The following is a 22439-nucleotide window of genomic DNA, read 5'->3' on the forward strand; positions in this document are numbered from 1 at the left end:
CAAGCCCGCTCCCACAGAGATAGCTGTAGTCCTGTGGGAGACTTGACCCGCGATAGGCCTTAAGCCGCTACCCCCGCATCCGCCGTCAACCCCGCCTCCTCAATCGCACTGATCGCGCACTGCTCGTCGATATCCGAGGTATCGCCACTGATACCGATCGCCCCGAGCACCACGCCCTGCTGATTACGAATCAGCACTCCACCCGGCGCCGGCACCACCGGGCTTTGACCCAAACCGTTTAGCGCGGCGAAAAACGCCGGGCGCTGTTGTGCGTCCAGCGCCAGCAGGCGCGAGCCCTTGCCCAGGGCGATCGCGCCCCAGGCCTTGCCCATCGCCACTTGTGGACGCAACAGGCTGGCGCCGTCTTCTCGCTGCAGGGCCAGTAGGTGCCCTCCGTTATCCAGCACCGCCACGGTCAACGGCGCGGAGGAGATCTTGCGCCCGGCAACCAGCGCAGCGTTCACCAGGCTGACAGCGACTTTCAAGGTCAAAGCGTTCATGGAAAGGTCCTCTTGTTGTTAGAAGCCCGAGGGCAGGTGTAAAAATCAATAGAACAAATAGAACACAATTGCGAATATTTTTGTATACAATAATTTCGACGCGATGAACCAATTCTGACGAAATGCCATTTTTAAAGGCTTCCCGACGAAAGCGCCGATCGCCGATGAAAATGGATTGACCAGAGTCGTCTGCCGTGAATACACTCTGGTAAAAAGCCATTTGTATACAATTACAAAATCAAAGAGGCACAAAACCATGAGCAAAATGAGAGCAATTGATGCAGCCGTTCTGGTGATGCGCCGCGAAGGTGTGGAAACCGCGTTTGGCATTCCGGGTGCAGCCATCAACCCCCTGTACTCGGCCCTGAAGAAAGTCGGCGGTATCGATCACGTCCTCGCTCGTCACGTTGAAGGCGCCTCGCACATGGCCGAGGGCTACACCCGCACCAAGGCCGGCAACATCGGCGTGTGCATCGGCACCTCCGGCCCTGCCGGCACCGACATGGTCACCGGCCTGTACAGTGCCTCGGCCGACTCCATCCCGATCCTGTGCATCACCGGCCAGGCGCCGCGTGCCCGTATGCACAAGGAAGATTTCCAGGCCGTCGACATCACCAGCATCGTCAAGCCGGTGACCAAGTGGGCGACCACCGTGCTGGAACCCGGCCAAGTGCCGTATGCGTTCCAGAAAGCCTTCTATGAAATGCGCTCCGGCCGCCCAGGCCCGGTGCTGATCGACCTGCCGTTCGACGTGCAGATGGCCGAGATCGAATTCGACATCGACGCCTACCAGCCGCTGCCGGTGCAAAAGCCTGCAGCCAACCGCATCCAGGTCGAGAAAGCCCTGGCCATGCTCGACTCGGCCGAGCGTCCATTGCTGGTCGCCGGTGGCGGCATCATCAACGCCGATGCCTGCGACAAGCTGGTGGAGTTCGCCGAGCTGACCGGTATTCCGGTAATTCCGACCCTGATGGGCTGGGGCATCATCCCCGACGATCACCCGCTGATGGTGGGCATGGTCGGCCTGCAGACTTCGCACCGCTACGGCAACGCCACGATGCTCAAGTCCGACGTGGTGCTGGGTATCGGCAACCGTTGGGCCAACCGTCACACCGGCTCCGTTGACGTCTACACCGAAGGCCGCCGCTTCATTCACGTCGACATCGAGCCCACCCAGATTGGCCGGGTATTCACCCCGGACCTGGGTATCGTTTCCGACGCTGGCGCCGCCCTGGATGTGTTCCTGGAAGTGGCCCGCGAGTGGAAAGCCGCCGGCAAGCTCAAGGACCGCAGCGCCTGGCTGGAAGACTGCCAGCAGCGCAAGTCGAGCCTGCAGCGCAAGACCCATTTTGACAACGTGCCGGTCAAGCCGCAGCGCGTTTACCAGGAAATGAACCAGGTCTTCGGCAAGGACACCTGCTACGTCAGCACCATCGGTCTGTCGCAGATCGCCGGCGCGCAGTTCCTCCACGTCTACAAGCCACGCCACTGGATCAACTGCGGCCAGGCCGGCCCACTGGGCTGGACCATCCCTGCCGCGCTGGGCGTGGTCAAGGCCGACCCGACCCGCAAGGTCGTGGCACTGTCGGGCGACTATGACTTCCAGTTCATGATCGAAGAGCTGGCGGTGGGCGCGCAGTTCAACCTGCCGTACGTCCACGTGCTGGTGAACAACTCCTACCTGGGCCTGATCCGCCAGGCCCAGCGTGGTTTCGAGATGGACTACTGTGTGCAACTGGCGTTCGAGAACGTCAACGCACCTGAGCTAAACGGTTATGGCGTCGATCACGTCGCCGTGGTCGAAGGCCTGGGCTGCAAGGCCCTGCGCGTGACCGAGCCTGGCGAGATCGCCCCGGCCCTGCTCAAGGCGCAGAAACTGGCCGAAGAGTTCAAGGTACCGGTGGTGGTCGAGGTTATCCTCGAGCGCGTGACCAACATTTCCATGGGCACCGAAATCAACGCGGTCAACGAATTCGAAGACCTGGCCCTGGTCGGCAACGACGCGCCAACCGCGATTTCCCTGCTCGACTGATCGCTGCGAAGGCCCTGTTGCCGAGTGCACAGGGCCCCTTTTTGCAAGGAGACAACCATGCCACGTTTTGCCGCCAACCTGTCCATGCTGTTCACCGAGCAGGACTTCCTCGCCCGTTTCAAGGCTGCTGCCGACGCCGGCTTCAGCGGTGTCGAGTACCTGTTCCCCTACGACTTCAGCTCGGCTGAAATCAAGCAGCAGCTCGATGCCCACGGCCTGACCCAGGTGCTGTTCAACCTGCCGGCCGGCGATTGGGCCAAAGGTGATCGCGGTATCGCCTGCGATCCGGCCCGTGTCGAGCAGTTCCGCGCAGGCGTGGACCTGGCCATCGCTTACGCCCAGGTACTGGGCAATACCCAGGTCAACTGCCTGGCCGGTATCCGTCCACAAGGTCCGGACTGCGCCAGCGTGCGCAAGACCTTCGTCGACAACCTGAAATTTGCCGCCGACAAACTGCAAGCCGCCGGGATCAAGCTGGTCATGGAAATGATCAACACCCGCGACATCCCGGGTTTCTACCTGAACACCACCAAACAGGCCCTGGAAATCCAGGCCGAAGTCGGCAGCAGCAACCTGTTCCTGCAGTACGACATCTACCACATGCAAATCATGGAGGGGGATCTTGCCCGCACCATGGAAAGCAACCTGGCCAAGATCAACCACATCCAGCTGGCCGACAACCCTGGGCGCAACGAGCCGGGCACTGGCGAGATCAACTACCGCTTCCTCTTCGAACACCTGGACCGCATCGGCTACCAGGGTTGGGTGGGCTGTGAATACAAGCCGCTGACCACCACCGAAGCGGGCCTTGGCTGGCTGAAGACCCATAACGCGATCTGACCTGCACACAATTACAAGAGGCATTTCTCATGGCTAAAATCGGATTCATCGGCACCGGCATCATGGGCCACCCAATGGCGCAGAACCTGCAAAAAGCCGGTCACAGCCTGTTCCTGTCTACCCACCACGATGCAGCTCCGGCCGACCTGGTCGCCGCTGGCGCCGTGGCCCTGGCCAACCCGAAAGAAGTGGCCCAGGAAGCTGAATTCATCATCGTCATGGTGCCCGACACCCCACAGGTAGACTCGGTACTGTTCGGCGAGAACGGCGTGGCCCTGGGCGTCGGCCCGAACAAGGTGGTGATCGACATGAGCTCGATCTCGCCTACCGCCACCAAAGCCTTCGCCGAGAAGATCAAGGCTACCGGCGCCACCTACCTCGACGCCCCGGTTTCCGGTGGTGAAGTCGGCGCCAAGGCCGCGACCCTGAGCATCATGGTCGGCGGCTGCCCGAACGCCTTCGAGCGCGCCCTGCCGCTGTTCCAGGTCATGGGCAAGAACATCACCCGCGTCGGCGGCAGCGGCGATGGCCAGACTGCCAAGGTCGCCAACCAGATCATCGTGGCCCTGAACATCCAGGCCGTGGCCGAAGCGCTGCTGTTCGCCGCCAAGAACGGCGCCGACCCTGCCAAGGTGCGTGAAGCACTGATGGGTGGCTTCGCTTCCTCGAAGATCCTCGAAGTGCACGGCGAGCGCATGATCAAGGGCACCTTCGATCCGGGCTTCCGTATCAGCCTGCACCAGAAGGACCTGAACCTGGCCCTGCAAGGCGCCAAGGAACTGAACATCAACCTGCCCAACACCGCCAATGCCCAGCAAGTGTTCAGCACCTGCGCGGCCATCGGTGGCGCCAACTGGGACCACTCCGCGTTGCTCAAAGGCCTTGAGCACATGGCCAACTTCTCGATCCGCGACGAGAAGTAAGACCCCGGGCAACACCCGCCCCTGGGTCAGCCTGCACGGAGGCGGGCCCAGGGGCGTTTTTGATTCTGAAAAACAATAAGATTGGAGCCTGCCATGTCGGTCGATCCGCAACACTTTCTGCGCGAGCTGTTCGCCACGGCCATCGATGCCGCGCATCCCCGCCAGGTCCTTGAAGCTCACCTGCCCAGCGACCGCAGCGGTCGCGTCATCGTCATCGGCGCCGGCAAGGCCGCCGCGGCCATGGCTGAAGTCGTCGAACGCGCCTGGAAGGGCCCGGTCTCCGGCCTGGTGGTCACCCGCTACGGCCACGGCGCCAGCTGCTCGAAGATCGAAGTGGTCGAAGCCGCCCACCCGGTCCCGGATGCCGCCGGCCTGGCCGTGGCCAAGCGCGTGCTGGCAATGGTCAGCAACCTCACGGCTGACGACCGGGTGATCTTCCTGCTCTCCGGTGGTGGTTCGGCGCTGCTGGCACTGCCTGCCGAAGGCCTGACCCTGGCCGACAAGCAACAGATCAACAAGGCCCTGCTCAAATCCGGCGCCACCATCGGCGAGATGAACTGCGTGCGCAAGCACCTCTCGGCGATCAAGGGCGGGCGCCTGGCCAAGGCCTGCTGGCCGGCCACCGTTTATACCTATGCAATTTCCGATGTACCGGGCGACCTGGCCACGGTCATCGCCTCCGGCCCCACCGTGGCCGACCCGAGCACCTCGGCCCAAGCCCTGGCGATCCTCAAGCGCTACAACATCCAAGCACCCGCTGCGGTGACCGCCTGGCTGAACAACCCGGCGTCCGAGACCGTCAAGGCTGACGACCCGGCCCTGGCGCGCAGCCACTTCCAGCTTATCGCCCGCCCCCAGCAGTCGCTGCAAGCCGCTGCGGTCAAAGCCCGCCAGGCCGGTTTCAGCCCGCTGATCCTTGGCGACCTGGAAGGCGAGTCGCGCGAGGTGGCCAAGGTCCATGCCGGCATCGCCCGGCAGATCGTCCAGCACGGCCAGCCGCTGTCGCCGCCCTGCGTAATCCTCTCCGGTGGCGAGACCACCGTGACCGTGCGCGGCAATGGCCGTGGCGGGCGCAACGCCGAGTTTTTGCTGAGCCTGACCGAAAGCCTCAAGGGCCTGCCCGGGGTCTACGCCCTGGCCGGTGACACCGATGGCATCGACGGCTCCGAAGACAACGCCGGCGCGCTGATGACCCCGGACAGCTACGCCCGCGCCGCGGCCCTGGGCTTGTCGGCCAGCGATGAGCTGGACAACAACAATGGCTACGGTTACTTCGCCGCGCTCGATGACCTGATCGTCACCGAGCCGACGCGGACCAACGTCAACGATTTTCGCGCCATCCTGATTCTCGAGAGTGCCTGACATGACGCCTGATAAAAAAGTCAAAATCCTTGCCACCCTCGGTCCCGCGATCAAGGGCATCGATGACATCCGCCAACTGGTCGAGGCCGGGGTAAACATCTTTCGCCTGAACTTCAGCCACGGCGAGCACGAAGACCACGCCCTGCGCTACCAGTGGATCCGCGAGGTGGAGAGCCAGCTCAACTACCCGCTGGGCATCCTCATGGACCTGCAGGGACCGAAGCTGCGCGTTGGCCGTTTTGCCGAAGGCAAGGTCCAGCTGCAACGCGGCCAGGCCCTGCGCCTGGACCTGGACAGCACCCCGGGCACGCTTGAGCGGGTCAACCTGCCGCATCCGGAAATCATCGCCGCGCTGGAGCCGGGCATGGACCTGCTGCTCGATGACGGCAAGCTGCGCCTGCGGGTGACCGCCAAGCACAGCGACGCGATCGAGACCGAAGTGCTCAACGCCGGCGAGCTGTCCGACCGCAAGGGCGTCAACGTGCCGCAAGCGGTGCTGGACCTGAGCCCACTGACCGCCAAGGACCGCCGTGACCTGAGCTTCGGCCTGGAGCTGGGCGTGGACTGGGTGGCGCTGTCGTTCGTGCAGCGCCCGGAAGACATCGTCGAAGCGCGCCAGCTGATCGGTGACCGCGCCTACCTGATGGCCAAGATTGAGAAGCCTTCGGCAGTCACCCAGCTGCGCGCTATTGCCGAGCTCAGCGATGCGATCATGGTCGCCCGTGGCGACCTGGGCGTGGAAGTGCCGGCCGAAAGCGTGCCGCAGATCCAGAAGAGCATCATCAACACCTGTCGCGAACTGGGTAAACCGGTGGTGGTGGCCACGCAGATGCTCGAATCGATGCGCTTCTCCCCGGCGCCGACCCGCGCCGAAGTCACCGACGTGGCCAACGCCGTGGCCGAAGGCGCCGATGCGGTGATGCTCTCGGCCGAGACCGCCTCGGGTGACTACCCGCTGGAAGCGGTGCAGATGATGAGCAAGATCATCCGCCAGGTGGAGAACGGCCCGGATTACCAGGTGCAGCTTGATGTCGGCCGGCCGAAAGCCGAGGCCACCGTGTCGGATGCGATCAGCTGCGCGATTCGCCGTATCAGCGGCATCCTGCCGGTGGCGGTGCTGGTCAACTACAGCGAGTCGGGGGCTTCGACCCTGCGCGCTGCGCGTGAGCGGCCACGGGCACCGATCCTCAACCTGACCCCGAACCTGTCCACCGCACGGCGCCTGAGCGTGGCCTGGGGTGTGCACTCGGTGGTCAACGATCGCCTGCGCCAGGTCGACGAGATCTGCTCCACCGCCTTGGAAATCGCCCAGGCCCAAGGCATGGCCAGCCGTGGCGATACCCTGTTGATCACTGCCGGTGTGCCTTTTGGCAAGCCGGGGTCGACTAACACGCTGCGGATCGAGACCTTGATCTGAAGGTGAGGCCTATCGCGGGGCAAGCCCGCTCCTACTGGTTTGTGGGAGCGGGCTTGCCCCGCGATGAATGCAGCACAAACTCCAGGTGGGACAACCCGGCCCAAAGAGGCTCCCCACTCCACATCAACCCAGACTGCCCTCATGTACACCAAGAATTTCGTCAACCCGTGCCCCGACTGGGCTACGGCTTTGCTCAACGGCTTCAGCCAGGTGCTGCTGCAGCGCAATCCGCTGTGCGGCCTGTGCTGCCTGCTGGCAATCACCCTGACCGCGCCCGACCTGGTCGGCGGCGCACTGCTCGGGGCCCTCGCCGGGCTGCTGACCGCCCAGCGCCGTGGCTACAACCGCACGGATCGCCAGGCCGGCCTGTACAGCTACAACGGCGTACTGATCGGCCTGTTGATCAGCCATGCCCTGCCCTGGTCGGCGATCCTGCCGCCGCTGATCATCGCCGCCGGCGGCCTGAGCAGCATGCTCGTGCACCAGTGGCTCAAGCGCGGCCCCAAGCAACTGCTGCCCGCTTATACCGCGCCGTTCGTAGTGCTCGGCTGGGCTGCGCTGGCCATGGCTGAACCCGCCTCCGTCAGCAACTCCACTGTCGAGGCCAACCCGCTGTTTGCCCTGGCCCGCGGCCTTGGGCAAATCTTTTTGCTCGACCAGCCCCTGGCCGGTGTGCTGATCGCGATCGGCCTGCTGATCTCCAATCGCTACGCGGCAGTGTGGGCTCTGCTCGGCTCGGCCATCGGTGGCAGCGTTGCGTTGATCGGTGGCGAAGCCACGGCGGCCTATAACGGCCTGTTCGGTTTCAACGCCGCCCTCGCCGCCCTGGCCTTCAGCCAGGAGCGCCAACGGCCCTGGCTGCCGCTGCTGGCCATCGTCCTGGCGATTGCCCTGCAACCGGCGTTCAGTTTGCTGCCGGTCGCCGGCCTGACCGCGCCGTTCATCCTCGCCTGCTGGCTGCTGCACGCCGGTGGCCGCCTGCTGCGCGTGCCCGCGTCCCACAGCCGGCGTCGCTTGCACAGCTGAGATGCAGCCCCTAGGCTCTGCCCATCTGCCTTTGGAACGAGCCTATGGACACCCCTTCGAGCTGGCGCGAGCGGCTCTACGTCATCGTCTTTCAATCCGACACCACTGCCGGTCGGCGCTTCGACAAGATCCTGTTGCTGATTATTCTCGCCAGCCTTGTCACCGTGATCCTCGACAGCATCGACGAGGTGCACCAGGGCTACGCCGGGCTGCTGGCGGCCATCGAGTGGGGCTTTACCGCGATTTTCCTGGTCGAGTATCTGGTCCGCCTGTACTGCTCGCCCAAGCCCTTGCGCTACGCTTTCAGTTTCTATGGCCTGGTCGACCTGCTGGCGATCGTCCCGGGGATCATCGCCCTGTACTACAGCGATGCCCAGTACCTGCTGATCATCCGTGTCGTGCGGATGCTGCGGATCTTCCGTGTGCTCAAGCTCAGCCCCTACCTCAAGCAGGCCCATTACCTGCTCGCGGCACTACGCGGCAGCAAGCAGAAAATCATCGTGTTCTTGCTCAGCGTCTCCACCCTGGTCACCGTATTCGGCACCCTGATGTACGTGGTCGAAGGCCCTGAGCATGGCTTTACCAGCATCCCCAAGGGCATCTACTGGGCCATCGTCACCCTGACCACCGTCGGCTTTGGCGACATCGTGCCCAAGACCCCGCTTGGCCAGGTGATTTCGTCGCTGGTGATGATCACCGGTTACTCGATCATTGCCGTGCCCACCGGGATTTTCACCGCGGAGCTGGCCAACGCCATGCGTGGCGAACAGCTGCAGCACGACTGCCCGGTGTGCCGGAAAAACAGCCATGAGCACGGCGCTGCGTTCTGCTCGCGCTGCGGCAACGCACTGTTCAATAAAATGGAATAAGCAAAGCACTTTTTAATCTTTTAGCGCCTAAAGCCCAACCGCTATAGTCGCTGGCATAATGCCTTTAACGCCAACTCGAACAAGGAATGCGCAGTGAAAAAACTCTTCAGTGCCTCGCTTCTGGCCGCCGGCCTCGCCTTCGGCTCCCTGGCCCAGGCCGCTTCGGCGCCGTTGCTGAACGTCTCGTATGACGTAATGCGCGACTTCTACAAGGATTACAACGCCGCGTTCCAGAAGCACTGGGAAGCCGAGCACAAAGAGAAAATCACCGTACAGATGTCCTTCGGTGGCTCCAGCAAGCAGGCCCGTTCGGTGATCGATGGCCTGCCGGCTGATGTCATCACCATGAACATGGCCACCGACATCAATGCCCTGGCCGACAACGGCAAGCTGGTGCCGGACAACTGGGTCACGCGCCTGCCGAACAACAGCGCGCCGTTCACCTCGGCCACTGTGTTCATCGTCCGCAAGGGCAACCCCAAGGCCCTGAAAGACTGGCCTGACCTGCTCAAGGACGGCGTCCAGGTGATCGTGCCAAACCCGAAAACCTCGGGCAACGGCCGCTACACCTACCTCTCGGCCTGGGGCTATGTACTGAAGAACGGCGGTGACGAAAACAAGGCCAAGGACTTTGTCGGCAAGCTGTTCAAGCAGGCGCCGGTGCTCGATACCGGTGGCCGTGCCGCCACCACCACCTTCATGACCAACCAGATCGGCGACGTACTGGTGACCTTCGAGAACGAAGCCGAGATGATCGCCCGCGAGTTCGGTCGTGATCAGTTCGAAGTGATCTACCCAAGCGTCTGCGCCGAAGCCGAGCCGCCAGTGACAGTGGTCGACAAAGTGGTCGACAAAAAAGGCAGCCGCGCCACCGCCGAGGAATACCTGAAGTACCTGTGGTCGCCAGAGGCCCAGGAAATCGCCGCCAACAACTACCTGCGCCCACGTGATGCAGCGGTGCTGGCCAAGTACACCGACCGCTTCCCGAAAGTCGACTTCCTGTCGGTCGAGAAGACTTTCGGCGACTGGCGCACCGTGCAGAAAACCCACTTCAACGATGGCGGGGTTTTCGACCAGATCTATACCGGGCAGTAATGGCCTCATCGCGGGGCGACGACTCGACTTGCCCCGCGATTGCTCCACCCTCCTATCGAACTTCTCCCCCCATCCGCTGATCAGTTCATTGACTACCCTTTCCGTCATCCACGGCTCAAGGAGTGCCCAGTGACCCGATCTTTACTCACCTTGCTGTTCAGTTGCCTGTTGAGCAGCCAGCTGTTCGCCGCCGAGCCAACCCCTGCCGCTGAAACTCCTGCCCCGGAACCTGTGGTCCAGGGCGGCCTGCTTGGCGCCATTGCCGATGGCCTGGACGATGTCAGCCAGGAGCTGGATGTCGACAGCCACCTGTTCGACAGCTGGCGCCTGCGCGCCGACCGCGCCGCCAACGAAGTCGATCAACTGGTCAACCGCCACGCCGGTCGCGATGCTCTGGACCTGCTCGGCGATTTCGCCCTGCTGAGCATCACCTGGCTGGTCGCCTTCGCCGTACTCACCAACCTCGGCCGCCTGCTGGCCCACCGCAGCAACAACAGCCGAACGCTGCGCGAGCGGCCGCGCCTGCAAAAACTGCTCGGCTATCTGTTGCCCTACACCCTGCCGGCCCTGGCCAGTCTGCCGACCACCCTGTACATCAGCCATTACCTCGAGCCTTCGGTTGGCCGTGCCCTGGGCCTGAGCCTGGCCTATGCCACCAGCAGCGGCATCTTCTCGACCTCGATCATCCTCTGCCTGATCACCCTGTTCGACACCGGCCACAAGCGCGCGGCGGTGCGCATCATTCGCCAGGTGGCGCCGCGGCCGTTGTTCATGATCGGCTTCCTGGCGGCCTGGAGCGATGCCCTGACCAGCCCGCAGATCGCCCGGCAGCTGGGCGGCAATATCACCAGCAGCGTGGCGGTAGTGACCGGCCTGCTGGCGACCCTGTCGTTTGCCATCCTGGTGATCCGCCTGCGCCGGCCGGTGGCGCACCTGATCCGCAACCGCTCGCTCAAGGACCGTATGCAGCACCGCGCCGTGCAGGAGACCCTGCGGATCTTTTCCTGGCTTTGGTACCTGCCGATCCTGATGATGATCCTGGTCTCGGCCATCACCCTGATCGGCGCCGGTGAAGAGAGCCAGAAGGCCCTGCAAAACGCCCTGCTGACCACCATTTTGCTGATCGGCACACTGTTCCTCAGTACCACCTTGCAGCACCTGTTCAAGACCCACGACATCGAGCCCGGGCAGCGTCTGCGCCCGTACAAGGAGCTGCTGCGCAACCTCGCCCATGCCTTGCTGCGCATCACCATGGCGGTGACCTTCATCGAACTGCTGGGGCGCATCTGGGGCTTTTCGGTGCTCGAATTTGCCCTGCGCAACAGCCTGGGCCGGGCGATCAGTGATTCGCTGAGCAGCATCGGCCTGATTCTGTTGGTCACCTGGCTGCTGTGGGTGGTGATCGACACCGCGATCCAGGAAGCGCTCAAGCCCACGGTTGGCCGGCGCTCGTCGCGCCAGCCCAGCACCCGGGTGCGGACCATCCTGCCGATGCTGCGCAACGCCATCAAGATCATCCTAGTGGTGATCTGCACCATCACCACCATGGCCAACCTGGGCATCAACGTCGCGCCCCTGCTCGCCGGTGCCGGGGTGGTCGGCCTGGCCATCGGTTTCGGCTCCCAGCAACTGGTGCAGGACGTGATCACCGGCTTGTTCATCCTCATCGAAGACACCATCGCCATTGGCGACTGGGTGGTACTCGATTCGGGGCATGCCGGCACGGTCGAGAGCCTGACCATCCGCACCCTGCGCCTGCGCGATGGCAAGGGCTTCGTGCACTCGGTACCGTTCGGTCAGATCAAGGCGGTTACCAACCAGTCGCGCCAGTTCGCCTATGCGTTCTTCTCGGTGCAGTTCAGCTACGAGACCGACGTCGACAGCGCGCTGAAACTGATCCGCGAAGTCGGCCAGTCGATCAGTGAAGACCCGCTGCTGCGCCACAGCCTGCAAGGGCCGTTGCAGGTGTTCGGGGTCGACAGCATGAACCTCAACGGCATGACCCTGACCGCGCAGTTTCGCACCAGCTCCGGCGGGCAATATGCGGTCAATCGCGCCTTCAACGAACGGCTGAAAAAGCGCGTCGACCAGACCGACGACGTCAGCTTCGCGCAATACAATCCGCCGCCGCAAAAAGTCGCTGAAGAACCGGCCTGATTGCTTTAACGCCAGCGGGCATCGGTGCTAAAGTCGCGGCCATGAACCGCGCCCCCTCCGACCGCCCGCTGATTGCCTGGACCTTGTACTTCTGTGTCCTGTTCAATCTGTTCGCCTGCGGTATCGGTCACGGGCAGATGATGGGCTTGCAACTCAACGGCATCGGCGGCGCCTATTGCTCGGCCATGGGCAGCGCCGGGCCGACGCTGAAAAGCGATTTCGGCGATCAGGCGGTGGCGGGCTGGGACAGCATGCAGACCTGCCCGGTGTGCGCTGCAGCCGTGGTATGCCTGGGCCTTGTGCTGGTCATCGGCTGGCTACTGGCGGTTGCCCATGTCCGTCGCTATCACCGTGAACTGCGCAGCAAGGCACCGCCGCGTTACTGCTGGCCGGCCGCCAACCCCCGCGCCTCCCCGCTTCTGGCTTGAACCTCCTGGCAGCTCCCGGGCTGCCCGAAACCGGCCGTTTTTTGCTGCGCCTGCCCGACAGGTGCAAGCGGCCGCTGGCTCAATTTCCAGAGTGTGATTCATGCCCTACTCCTATCGCCTTTGCGGTTGCGCGGCGCTGCTGTGCGCGCTGTCCTTCCACGCTGTGGCCGAGGCGCCGCTGACCCTGCCTGACCTGCGCATCAACAGCCGCACCGACGCCGAAGACGGTGTGCTGCTCGACACGCCTTCGCAAACCGGCTCGCGCCTTGGCCTCACCCCCCGGGAAACCCCGGCTTCGGTGAACATCGTCAACCGCCAGCAGATCGAGCAGCGCGGCGCGCAAAACACCCAGGACGTCCTCAACGGCGTACCCGGCATGACCGCCGCCGCGCCGCCAGGCTCGGCAGGCTCGGTGGCTTACCGGGGCTTTTCCGGGGCGCAGATCACCCAGCTGTTCAATGGCATCAGCCTGCAATACGACACGGTAGCCGCGCGCCCGGTCGACAGCTGGATCTATGACCGGGTCGAAGCCGTCGGCGGGCCGTCGAGCTTCCTGTTCGGTGCCGGTGCCGTGGGCGGATCGATCAACTACATCACCAAGCTGGCCAGCCGCGACGAGAACTTCAACGAAGGAAGGATCAAGTACGGCTCCTACGACAGCAGCGAAACCTCGTTCGGCTTCAACCACGCGCTCAACGAGGGCGACGGCATCCGCAACTACGCACGCCTGGACTTCAGCCATAGCAAAAGCAACGGCTACGTCGATCGCGAAGAGCGCGATGCCTGGACCGTCGCGTTCTCGCTGCTCACTGACATCAACGACCAACTGTCCCACACCCTGGCCGTGGAGTATCAGAACGAAACGGTCGACAGCCCCTACTGGGGCAGCCCGGTGCTCAACCCACTGGGTGGTGAAATGAAGATCGACGAGAGCCGCCGCTTCGAGAACTACAACGTCGAGGACGGCCGCTACGAGCAGCGCGTGCGCTGGCTGCGCTCGATCACCGAATACCGCTTCAACGACACCACCTCGCTGCGCAACACCCTCTATCACTACAACACCGAGCGTAACTTCCGTAACCTCGAAACCTACGCCTACAACGCCGACAACAGCCGGGTTAACCGCTCCAACGCGCTGCTGCAACGTCATGACCAGGAGCTCAACGGCAACCGCTTCGAGCTGCTGCACGAGGGCCAGTTGTTCGGTCTGAACAGCCAGTGGTCGGCGGGCCTGGATTACAGCCACAACGTGCAGATGAACTACCCGCGCTCGATCACCGGCATTTTCGACAGCGTCGATCCGGCGAACTTCGAACCCGGGCACTTCTACGACTTGAACGGCATGGTCCCGGGTTATCAGAAGAACCGCGAGAACACCGTCGACACCTGGGCGGCGTTCGTCGAAAACCGCCTGCAACTGACCGAGCGCCTGTCGCTGCTCACCGGTTTGCGCTACGACCATATCGATCTCGATGTGCATAACTACCGCAGCGTCGATGCCAACAACCCGCTGGACTTCCAGCGCAGCTACGAGCCCACCACCGGGCGCATCGGCCTGGTCTATGAGCTGACCCCGGCCGCCAACGTCTACGTGCAGTACAGCACCGCCGCCGACCCGCCTTCGGGCATGCTCAGCACGGCCAGCTTTGCCTCGGTCCGCGACTTCGACCTGAGCACCGGCAAGCAACTGGAAGTGGGCAGCAAGTTCAGCTTCCTCGATGGCCGCGGCGCCGCCACCGTCGCCGCCTACCACATCGAGCGCAAGAACCTGGCCACCGCCGATGCCGCCAACCCCAGCCTCACCCAGCCAGTGGGCAAGCAGTCCTCGCGCGGGGTCGAGGTGGCCGCCTCGCTGCACGTCACGCCGAAACTGTTGGCCGAAGGCAACTTCGCCTATGTCGACGCCCAGTACGACGAGTTCAACGAGAACGTCGCCGGGCGCTCGATCTCGCGCAAAGGCAACACCCCGACCAACATCCCCGAACGGGTCGCCAACCTGTGGCTGACCTACGACATCGACCCGAGCTGGCAGGTCGGCGCCGACAGCCGCTATGTGTCTTCGGTGTATGCCGATGCGGCCAACACGCGCTACGCGCCGGCGTACACGATCTTCGGCGCCTTCCTCGGCTACAAGGTCGATGACGACACGCGCATCACTGCCCGGGTGCGCAACCTGACCGACGAGGTGTATGCCCGCTGGACCTCTTCTAGCATGCTCTACCTCGGTGCCCCGCGCACCCTGGAACTGGCCGTGCAGACGCGCTTCTAGGACGCCGCCGATGAAACGTTACCTGTACCTCTGGCACCGCTGGCTGGGCATCGGTTTGTGCCTGTTCATGGCCCTGTGGTTCTTTTCGGGCATGGTCATGCTGTATGTCGGCTACCCCAAGCTGACGCCCCGCGAGCACTTGGCTCACCTGCCGCCGCTGCGCCTGCAGGATTGCTGCGTCGACCTCGGCACTGCCCTGCGCAGTGCCGATGCCGAGCGCAACCCGGCAAGCATCCGCCTGAGCATGGTGGCCGGGGCGCCGCGCTACCTGCTCAGCTATCCGGATCGGCCCAGTGTGGCGGTGGATGCCCGCAGCGGTCAGCGCCTGCAAGCGATCGATCGCGAGCAGGCCCTTGCCAGCGCGCGTCAATACGACCCGCAGGCGACGGCCCGTTATGCCGGCGCGGTGATCGAGGACCTGTGGAGCCACTCCCGCGCCCTCGACGCCGAGCGCCCGCTGCAACGGGTGCAGCTCGACGATGCCGAGCGCACGCTGCTGTACATCTCCGGCAAAACCGGCGAAGTGGTGCGCGATGCAAGCGCCCTGGAGCGCGGCTGGAACCTGGTCGGCGCCTGGCTGCACTGGCTGTACCCGCTGCGTGGCGTCGGTATGGATGGCGTGTGGAGCAACATGGTGATCTACCTATCGCTAGCCGCCACGCTGATGGCGCTGCTCGGCGCGGTGATCGGCATCCTCCGCTGGCGCCTGCGCAAGCCCTACCGCAGTGGCTCGCGCTCACCCTACCGGGGCTTCGCCCGCTGGCACCATATCGGCGGCTTGCTGTTCGGCGTGCTGGCAATCACCTGGATCTTCAGCGGTTTGATGTCGATGAACCCGTGGCGGCTGTTCAGCAGTTCGGCGCCGCTGAACGTTGCGGCGTACCAGGGCGGGCCGTTGACGGCGGCGGCTTTGCCGGTCTCGGCCAGCGAGGCACTGGCGCGGTTTGAGCAGCAAGGTTTCAAGGCCCGTGAGCTTGAATGGCGCTTGATCGCCGGCAGCGGGTATCTGGTCGGTCATGATAGTGCTGGCCGTACGCGGGTGCTGTCGATGGCCGACGGCCAGGTGCTGGAGCGCCTGCCGCGGGAAGTGCTGGAGCGCGCCGCGCAAGCGATCTTGCCTCAGGGCCAGATGCACAGTGAGCAGCTTGAAGCCTATGACTTCTACTACTACGCCAGGGCCGAGCAGAGCATGCTCGGGCACCTGGAAAAACGCTTGCCGGTGTTACGTATCCGCTTTGCCGACCCGCAGCGGACCTGGCTGCACCTGGACCTGTTCACCGGCGAGGTGCTGGGTGTACTGGACCGGCCCCGGCGCGCATCGCGCTGGTTGTTCTCGCTGCTGCACAGCTGGGACTGGCTGCCGCTGCTGCAGCAGCGGCCATTGTGGGATGCCTGGATGATCGCCTGCAGCCTGGGCGGGCTGCTGCTGAGTGTCAGTGGTGTGGTACTGGGCTGGCGGAGGTTAGGCAAGTAGGCCCTGCCTAGCGGGATTTGAACACCAGCGCCTTCAAGCCACCCGCCGGATCGCTGTCAGGGAATTGCGGCGGGTTGGCCAGGCGTTCGACGAAGGCCAGCCCCGGGGCTTCTGCAGCCATGCCTTCGATGAGAAAGTCCGGGCCGATGGCCGGGTCGTTGACGCAGGCCAGCACGGTGCCGCCGTCATTCAACAGTTCCGGCAAGCGCCGCAGGATCTTGCGGTAATCCTGGGTCAGGACAAAGCTGCCTTTCTGGAAGGTTGGCGGGTCGATGATGATCAGGTCGTAGGGCCCGGACTTGCGTACCTTGCCCCACGACTTGAACAACTCATGGCCGAGAAAACTCACCTTGCCCAGGTCATGGCCGTTATGCCGATGGTTATCCCGGCCGCGACTCAGCGCTGAACGCGCCATGTCCAGGTTGACCACCTGCTCGGCGCCGCCGGCAATCGCCGCCAGCGAAAAACCACAGGTGTAGGCGAACAGATTGAGCACGCGCTTGCCCGCCGCCTGCTCGCGCACCCAGCGCCGGCCATAGCGCATGTCGAGGAACAAGCCGGTGTTCTGCTTCAGGCCCAGGTCCAGCTGGTAGCGCAGGCCGTCTTCATCGATCAGCCAATGCTCGCTAGGTGTGCCCAGCAGCCATTGACCGGGGCTGTCCGGCAGATAGCGATGCTGGATCAGAATGGCCTGACCGGGCCAGCACGGCGCCTCGGCCAGGGCCAGGAGCATCTGCTCCAGCGCTGGCAACTGGCCTTCGGGCGGCTCGCGAAACAGTGACACCAGCAGCACGCCCTGCAGCCAGTCCACAGTGATCTGCTCAAGGCCCGGCCAGCAGCGCCCGCGGCCGTGGAACAGGCGCTGGGTTTCAGTCGGCGCCGGGGCGAGGGCGGCGAGCAGGTGCTGCTGGAGGGTGTCGATCACAGAGGTCATGGGCGGATTCAATCGGGTAAAGCGGCCTATTCTACCCTGCCCGGCCCGTGCTGGCTGGCCGTTCGGCCATCGATGAAGGGGATGGGAGGGTTAGCTGCACTTTTGTCGCTTTTTTCTCCCGCAGCCGCTGTGGATAGTGCCTCCATCCCTCCTGCTATCGGGTCACTACCATGTCTTCCTTGAAAGTCGAATTTTTCCACGATGTCGTCTGCGGCTGGTGCTTCGTCCTTGCCCCACGGCTCAAGCACCTGCAAGCCGAACTCGACCTGGATATCCAGCACCGCACCTTCATCCTGCAAACCAGCCGAGAAGCGATGATCGAACGCTTCGGCTCGATGCCACAGGCCAAGGACACCATCCTCGGGCACTGGCAAGCCTGCGCCCGCGCCGAGGATGAAAAACGCATCAACATCGAAGGCATGCGCCAGCAAGCGTTCGAATACCCCAACGGCCTGCTGGCCGCTCGCGCCTGCCAGACCGCCAACGCCCTGGGTGGCAATGCGGCTCACGAACTGATGTTCGACCGCCTGCAACTGGCGCACCTGGTGCAAAGCCGCAACATCGGCGACCAGGCCACGGTGCTGGCGATTGCCGCCGAAGCCGGCTTCGACCCGCAGGCCTTTGCCCACAGTTTCGAGCACGATGCCCATGCCCTGCTCGAACAGGACCTGCACCTGGGCCGCCACCTGGGCATCAGCTCGGTGCCTTCGCTGGTGGTCGCCGACCGTTACTTGATCCCGGGCGCCCTGGGGCTTGAACAACTGCGTGAGTCGCTCGGCAAGATTCGCCAGGAACTGGCCGCCCAGCCACAAGGAGCCCTGCAATGAAAGCGCGCTACTGGGTAGGATCGGGCAGCGCCGTCGCCATGTTGGCGGCAGCCTTCATGGTCTGGTCGCCGAGTGGCGTCAGTGATACCAGCGCACCGACGCCGAGTGCGGCGCCAGCAACCCCGGTGGCGGTGGCCAATGTCCAGTCGGGGCCGATGCCGGTGGTGCTGTCGAGTGTCGGCACCCTGGCCGCGGTCCAGCAGGTACAGGTGTCACCGGAAGTCGGCGGGCGTATCGTCGAACTCAACTTCACCGCCGGCAAGGCAGTCAGCACCAACCAGGTACTGCTCAAGCTCAACGACGGCCCGGAACAGGGTGACCTGGCCAAGCTCCAGGCCCAGGCGAAAAACGCCAAGCTGGCCCTGGAGCGCACGCGCAAGGTGCTATTGCTGGCCTCGACCCAGTCGCAACTGGACCAGGCCCAGGCCAACTACGACCAGGTGCGTGGCGAGATTGCCCGGGTCCAGGCTGTGATCAGCCAGAAAACCCTGCGCGCACCGTTCGCCGGCGTGCTGGGTATCCGCAAGGTCGATCTGGGCCAGTACCTCAGCCCCGGCGACAGCGTGGTGACCCTGACCCAGCTGTCACGCCTGTACGTGAACTTCTCGCTGCCGGAACAGGCTGCCGCCCAGTTGCAACCTGGCCAGTTGATCAACCTCAAGGTCGATGCCTGGCCGCAGCGCTCGTTCCAGGCCACGGTCACCACCCTGGAGCCGCAGATCGACCCTGGTGCCCGCTCAATGCAGGTCCAGGCGACCTTGGACAACCCCGATCTGCTGCTCAAGCCCGGCATGTTCGCCAATGTCAGTGTCGAGCTGCCTAGCCTGGCCGACGTGCTCAGCGTTCCGGAAACCGCGATCAGCTACAACGCCTACGGCAATTCGCTGTTCGTCCTGCGCGAAAACAACGGCCAGCTCAATGTCGAGCAGGTGTTCGTCAAGCTCGGCGCACGGCGCAATGACCGCGTGGTGGTGCTCGATGCAATCAACGCCAATGACCGCGTGGTGGTCTCCGGGCAGATCCGCCTGAGCAACGGCATGCCGGTGCGCCTGACCCAGGATGCGATGGCCGCCAGCGACCTGAAGAAACCCGACGTGGCGCAGCAACTGTAACGCCGACCGGCACTCTGCGTGCCTTTGAAAGGGACTTGTTCCGCTATGAAATTCACTGACCTGTTCATCCGTCGGCCAGTGCTGACGCTGGTCGTCTGCTCGATGATCGTCATGCTCGGGCTGCTGGCTCTGCTCAACCTGCCGATCCGCCAGTATCCGCAACTGGAAAGCGCGACCATTACCGTCAGCACCGAATACCCGGGGGCGCGCTCCTCGCTGATGCAAGGCTTCGTCACCCAGCCGATCGCCCAGGCGGTGGCCTCGGTCGACGGCGTCGACTACCTGAGTTCGACCTCGACCCAGGGCAAGAGCGTGATCAGCATCCGCCTCAAGCTCAACGCCGATTCGAACAAGGCCCTTACCGAGATCATGGCCGCGGTCAATCAGGTCAAATACCGACTGCCCGAAGGCGCCTATGACTCGGTGATTGCCAAGTCCTCGGGTGAAGGCACGGCGGTGATCTATGTCGGTTTCTCCAGCAAGGACATCGGCCTGCCAGCAATTACCGATTACATCTCGCGGGTGGTGCAACCGCTGTTCGCCTCGGTGGACGGCGTTGCCGAAGCGCAGATCCTCGGCGGGCAAAAACTGGCCATGCGCCTGTGGCTCGACCCAGCACGCATGGCGGCGCGCAACATCTCCGCCAGCGATGTCGCCGAAGCGATCCGCAAGAACAACTTCCAGGCCGCCGCCGGCCAGACCAAGGGCCAGTACGTCTCGGCCAACATCAACGTCAACACCGACCTGACCAGTGTCGAGCAGTTTCGCCAGATGGTGGTCAAGACCCAGGGCGACACCCTGATCCGCCTCGCCGATATCGGCACCGCCGAGCTGGGCGCCACATCCTTTGACACCAGCGGCATCATGGACGGCGAACCGAGCGTGTTCATCGGCCTGCACCCGACCCCCACCGGCAACCCGCTGACCATCGTCCAGGGGGTCAAGGACCTGATGCCGCAGATACGCGAAAACATGCCCCCGGGCATGACCGCGAACATCGTCTTCGAGGTAGCGCGGTTCATCCAGGCATCGATCGACGAAGTGCTCAAGACCCTGGTCGAGGCGGTGATTATCGTCGCCGTGGTGATCTTCCTGTTCCTTGGTTCGCTGCGCACCGTGCTGATTCCGCTGGTGACCATCCCGCTGTCGCTGATCGGCGCGGCGGCGATCATGAGCCTGTTCGGCTTCAGCATCAACCTGCTGACCCTGCTGGCCATGGTCCTGGCCATCGGCCTGGTGGTGGACGATGCGATCGTGGTGGTGGAGAACGTCCACCGTCATATCGAGTCGGGCAAGTCGCCCCTGCATGCGGCGCTGGTCGGTGCGCGGGAAATCGCCGGGCCGGTGATTGCCATGACCCTGACACTGGCGGCGGTGTATGCGCCTATCGGCCTGATGGGCGGACTGACCGGGGCGCTGTTCAAGGAGTTCGCCTTTACCCTGGCCGGGGCAGTAGTAGTGTCCGGGGTGGTGGCCCTGACCCTGTCGCCGGTGATGAGTTCGTTTCTGCTCAGCCGCCAGGTCAATGAAGGTCCCATGGCGCGCGCCGCCGAACGCTTCTTCCAGCGCCTGGGCAATGGCTACCGGCGCCTGCTGGACGTCTCCCTGCACCACCGTAGCGTGACCCTGGTGCTGGCGGCGGCGGTATTCATCAGCCTGCCGGTGCTGTACCTGGGCGCTCAACGCGAACTGGCGCCGGGCGAAGACCAGGCCCAGGTGCTGGCGGTGGCCAAGGCGCCGCAATACGCCAACATCGATTACACCGAAGTCTATGCCATGAAAATGGACCGGCTGTTCGCCAGCTTCCCGGAAACCGACATCACCTGGGTGGTCAACGGCAATGACGGCCCGCGCACAGCCTTCGGCGGTGCCAACCTGAGCGTCTGGGAAGAGCGCGAGCGCAGCGCGGACCAGTTGCAGGGCGAAATCCAGAAAGCCGTCGGCGAAATCGAGGGGGTGAGCATCTTCGCCTTCCAGTTGCCGTCGTTGCCAGGCTCCACGGGTGGCCTGCCGGTGCAGATGGTGATCCAGAGTTCCCAGGAACACCGGGTGGTGTTCGAGGCAATGGAGAAGATCAAGCAAGCGGCTATGGCCAGCGGCCTGTTCGCCGTGGTCGACAGCGACCTGGACTTCAACAGCCCGCTGGTCAACATCAGCATCGACCGCAACAAGGCCAACGACCTGGGTATCAGCATGCAGGCCATTGGCGACGCCCTGGCGGTGCTGGTGGGCGAAAACTACATCAACCGCTTCGCCCTCAACGGCCGCTCCTATGATGTGATTCCCCAGGTGCTGCGCAATCAGCGCATGTCTGCCGAAATGCTGGTCGGACAATACGTGAAAGCGGCTAATGGCGCACAGATCCCGCTCTCGACCCTGGTCAGCTTCGACATGTCGATCGAAGCCAACAAGCTGACCCAGTTCAACCAGCTCAACTCGGCCACCCTGCAGGCCGTGCCGGCCCCGGGGGTGAGCATCGGTGATGCGGTGCAGTTCCTCAGCACCCAGGCCGACAGCTTGCCGGTAGGCTTCAGCCATGACTGGCTGTCCGATGCCCGCCAGTTCGTCCAGGAGGGCAGCGCCCTCGTGGTGACGTTCATTTTCGCCATCCTGGTCATCTACCTGGTGCTGGCGGCGCAGTTCGAAAGCCTGCGCGACCCGCTGGTTATCCTCATCAGTGTGCCGATGTCGATCTGCGGCGCGCTGATCCCGCTGTACCTGGGCTATGCCACGGTGAATATCTACACGCAGATCGGCCTGGTGACCCTGATCGGCCTGATCAGCAAGCACGGCATCCTCATGGTCGAGTTCGCCAATGAACTGCAGCAGGCTGAACAGCTCGACCGCCGCAGTGCCATCGAACGTGCCGCACAGATCCGCCTGCGGCCGATCCTGATGACTACCGCCGCCATGGTCGTCGGCCTGGTGCCACTGCTGCTGGCTAGCGGCGCCGGTGCCCACAGCCGCTTCAGCCTGGGCCTGGTGATCGTGGTCGGGATGCTGATCGGCACCCTGTTCACCCTGTTCATCCTGCCGACCGTGTACTCCTTGCTGGCCAAGGACCACCGCGCCGCCAGTGAATCGCCACGTCACCAGGAGCTGGCCGACGTAAGCGCCCTGGCCTGACCTGAACCGGGTATGGCCTCGCCGTGCCCGCCTGCTTCCATCCGCCTT

17 protein-coding genes are annotated in these 22439 nt (G+C 63.8%); 15 read left to right on the forward strand and 2 right to left on the reverse strand.

The window, feature by feature from the left end; translation table 11 throughout:
• Positions 1-59: 59 nt before the first annotated feature.
• A complete protein-coding gene (locus F8N82_RS16690) occupies positions 60-500 on the reverse strand; it encodes a GlcG/HbpS family heme-binding protein (RefSeq protein WP_010225106.1) in 441 nt (146 codons plus the stop codon).
• Between the two features lie 256 nt (positions 501-756).
• Between F8N82_RS16690 and gcl the strand changes: the two genes are divergently transcribed.
• The 12 genes from gcl to F8N82_RS16750 all read left to right on the forward strand — a co-directional run bounded on the left by gcl (position 757) and on the right by F8N82_RS16750 (position 16392).
• Complete coding sequence (gcl, locus tag F8N82_RS16695) at positions 757-2532, forward strand: glyoxylate carboligase (RefSeq protein WP_038996306.1); 1776 nt, start codon at positions 757-759, stop codon at positions 2530-2532.
• A gap of 57 nt (positions 2533-2589) precedes the next feature.
• Positions 2590-3372, forward strand: coding sequence for a hydroxypyruvate isomerase (gene hyi / locus F8N82_RS16700; protein WP_038996307.1), 783 nt, complete (start codon positions 2590-2592; stop codon positions 3370-3372).
• Between the two features lie 29 nt (positions 3373-3401).
• The gene (locus F8N82_RS16705) at positions 3402-4295 is read left to right on the forward strand and encodes a 2-hydroxy-3-oxopropionate reductase (RefSeq protein ID WP_038996308.1); all 894 of its coding nucleotides are present in this window, start codon (positions 3402-3404) and stop codon (positions 4293-4295) included.
• 93 nt (positions 4296-4388) lie between these two features.
• The gene (locus F8N82_RS16710) at positions 4389-5657 is read left to right on the forward strand and encodes a glycerate kinase type-2 family protein (RefSeq protein WP_038996309.1); all 1269 of its coding nucleotides are present in this window, start codon (positions 4389-4391) and stop codon (positions 5655-5657) included.
• A 1-nt stretch (position 5658) separates the two neighbouring features.
• Complete coding sequence (pyk, locus tag F8N82_RS16715) at positions 5659-7074, forward strand: pyruvate kinase (RefSeq protein WP_038996310.1); 1416 nt, start codon at positions 5659-5661, stop codon at positions 7072-7074.
• 141 nt (positions 7075-7215) lie between these two features.
• Positions 7216-8100 (forward strand): urea transporter, encoded by an 885-nt coding sequence (locus F8N82_RS16720; RefSeq protein ID WP_038996311.1) that lies wholly within the window; start codon positions 7216-7218, stop codon positions 8098-8100.
• Positions 8101-8144: 44 nt separating this feature from the next.
• Positions 8145-8969 (forward strand): ion transporter, encoded by an 825-nt coding sequence (locus F8N82_RS16725; protein ID WP_038996313.1) that lies wholly within the window; start codon positions 8145-8147, stop codon positions 8967-8969.
• Between the two features lie 93 nt (positions 8970-9062).
• Positions 9063-10064, forward strand: a complete 1002-nt coding sequence (locus tag F8N82_RS16730) for a sulfate ABC transporter substrate-binding protein (RefSeq protein ID WP_038996314.1) — start codon at positions 9063-9065, stop codon at positions 10062-10064.
• 129 nt (positions 10065-10193) lie between these two features.
• Positions 10194-12221: a mechanosensitive ion channel family protein gene (locus tag F8N82_RS16735; protein ID WP_038996315.1), complete on the forward strand. Its 2028-nt coding sequence runs from the start codon at positions 10194-10196 to the stop codon at positions 12219-12221.
• A 41-nt stretch (positions 12222-12262) separates the two neighbouring features.
• Entirely contained in the window at positions 12263-12649 is a 387-nt protein-coding gene (locus tag F8N82_RS16740; protein WP_038996316.1) for a DUF2946 domain-containing protein, read from the forward strand.
• Between the two features lie 100 nt (positions 12650-12749).
• Positions 12750-14918: a TonB-dependent receptor gene (locus tag F8N82_RS16745; RefSeq protein ID WP_038996318.1), complete on the forward strand. Its 2169-nt coding sequence runs from the start codon at positions 12750-12752 to the stop codon at positions 14916-14918.
• Positions 14919-14928: 10 nt separating this feature from the next.
• Positions 14929-16392 (forward strand): PepSY domain-containing protein, encoded by a 1464-nt coding sequence (locus tag F8N82_RS16750; RefSeq protein ID WP_038996319.1) that lies wholly within the window; start codon positions 14929-14931, stop codon positions 16390-16392.
• A 7-nt stretch (positions 16393-16399) separates the two neighbouring features.
• Here F8N82_RS16750 and F8N82_RS16755 read toward each other — a convergent pair whose 3' ends face one another.
• Positions 16400-17326: a class I SAM-dependent methyltransferase gene (locus F8N82_RS16755; protein ID WP_038996320.1), complete on the reverse strand. Its 927-nt coding sequence runs from the start codon at positions 17324-17326 to the stop codon at positions 16400-16402.
• A gap of 170 nt (positions 17327-17496) precedes the next feature.
• On the opposite strand from F8N82_RS16755, the gene F8N82_RS16760 reads away from it, so the two are divergent.
• From F8N82_RS16760 to F8N82_RS16770, 3 genes are read left to right on the forward strand one after another with little or no spacing between them, the layout of a single operon-like run.
• Complete coding sequence (locus tag F8N82_RS16760) at positions 17497-18153, forward strand: DsbA family oxidoreductase (protein WP_052251552.1); 657 nt, start codon at positions 17497-17499, stop codon at positions 18151-18153.
• Complete coding sequence (locus F8N82_RS16765; protein WP_038996322.1) at positions 18150-19265, forward strand: efflux RND transporter periplasmic adaptor subunit; 1116 nt, start codon at positions 18150-18152, stop codon at positions 19263-19265. The genes F8N82_RS16760 and F8N82_RS16765 overlap by 4 nt, the downstream gene beginning before the upstream one ends.
• A 45-nt stretch (positions 19266-19310) precedes the next feature.
• Positions 19311-22391 carry a MexW/MexI family multidrug efflux RND transporter permease subunit gene (locus F8N82_RS16770; RefSeq protein WP_038996324.1) on the forward strand — a complete coding sequence of 1027 codons (3081 nt, stop codon included), beginning with the start codon at positions 19311-19313 and terminating at the stop codon, positions 22389-22391.
• Positions 22392-22439 lie beyond the last annotated feature (48 nt).

The sequence above is a fragment of the Pseudomonas fluorescens genome, from assembly GCF_902497775.2.
Taxonomy (GTDB): domain Bacteria; phylum Pseudomonadota; class Gammaproteobacteria; order Pseudomonadales; family Pseudomonadaceae; genus Aquipseudomonas; species Aquipseudomonas putida_F.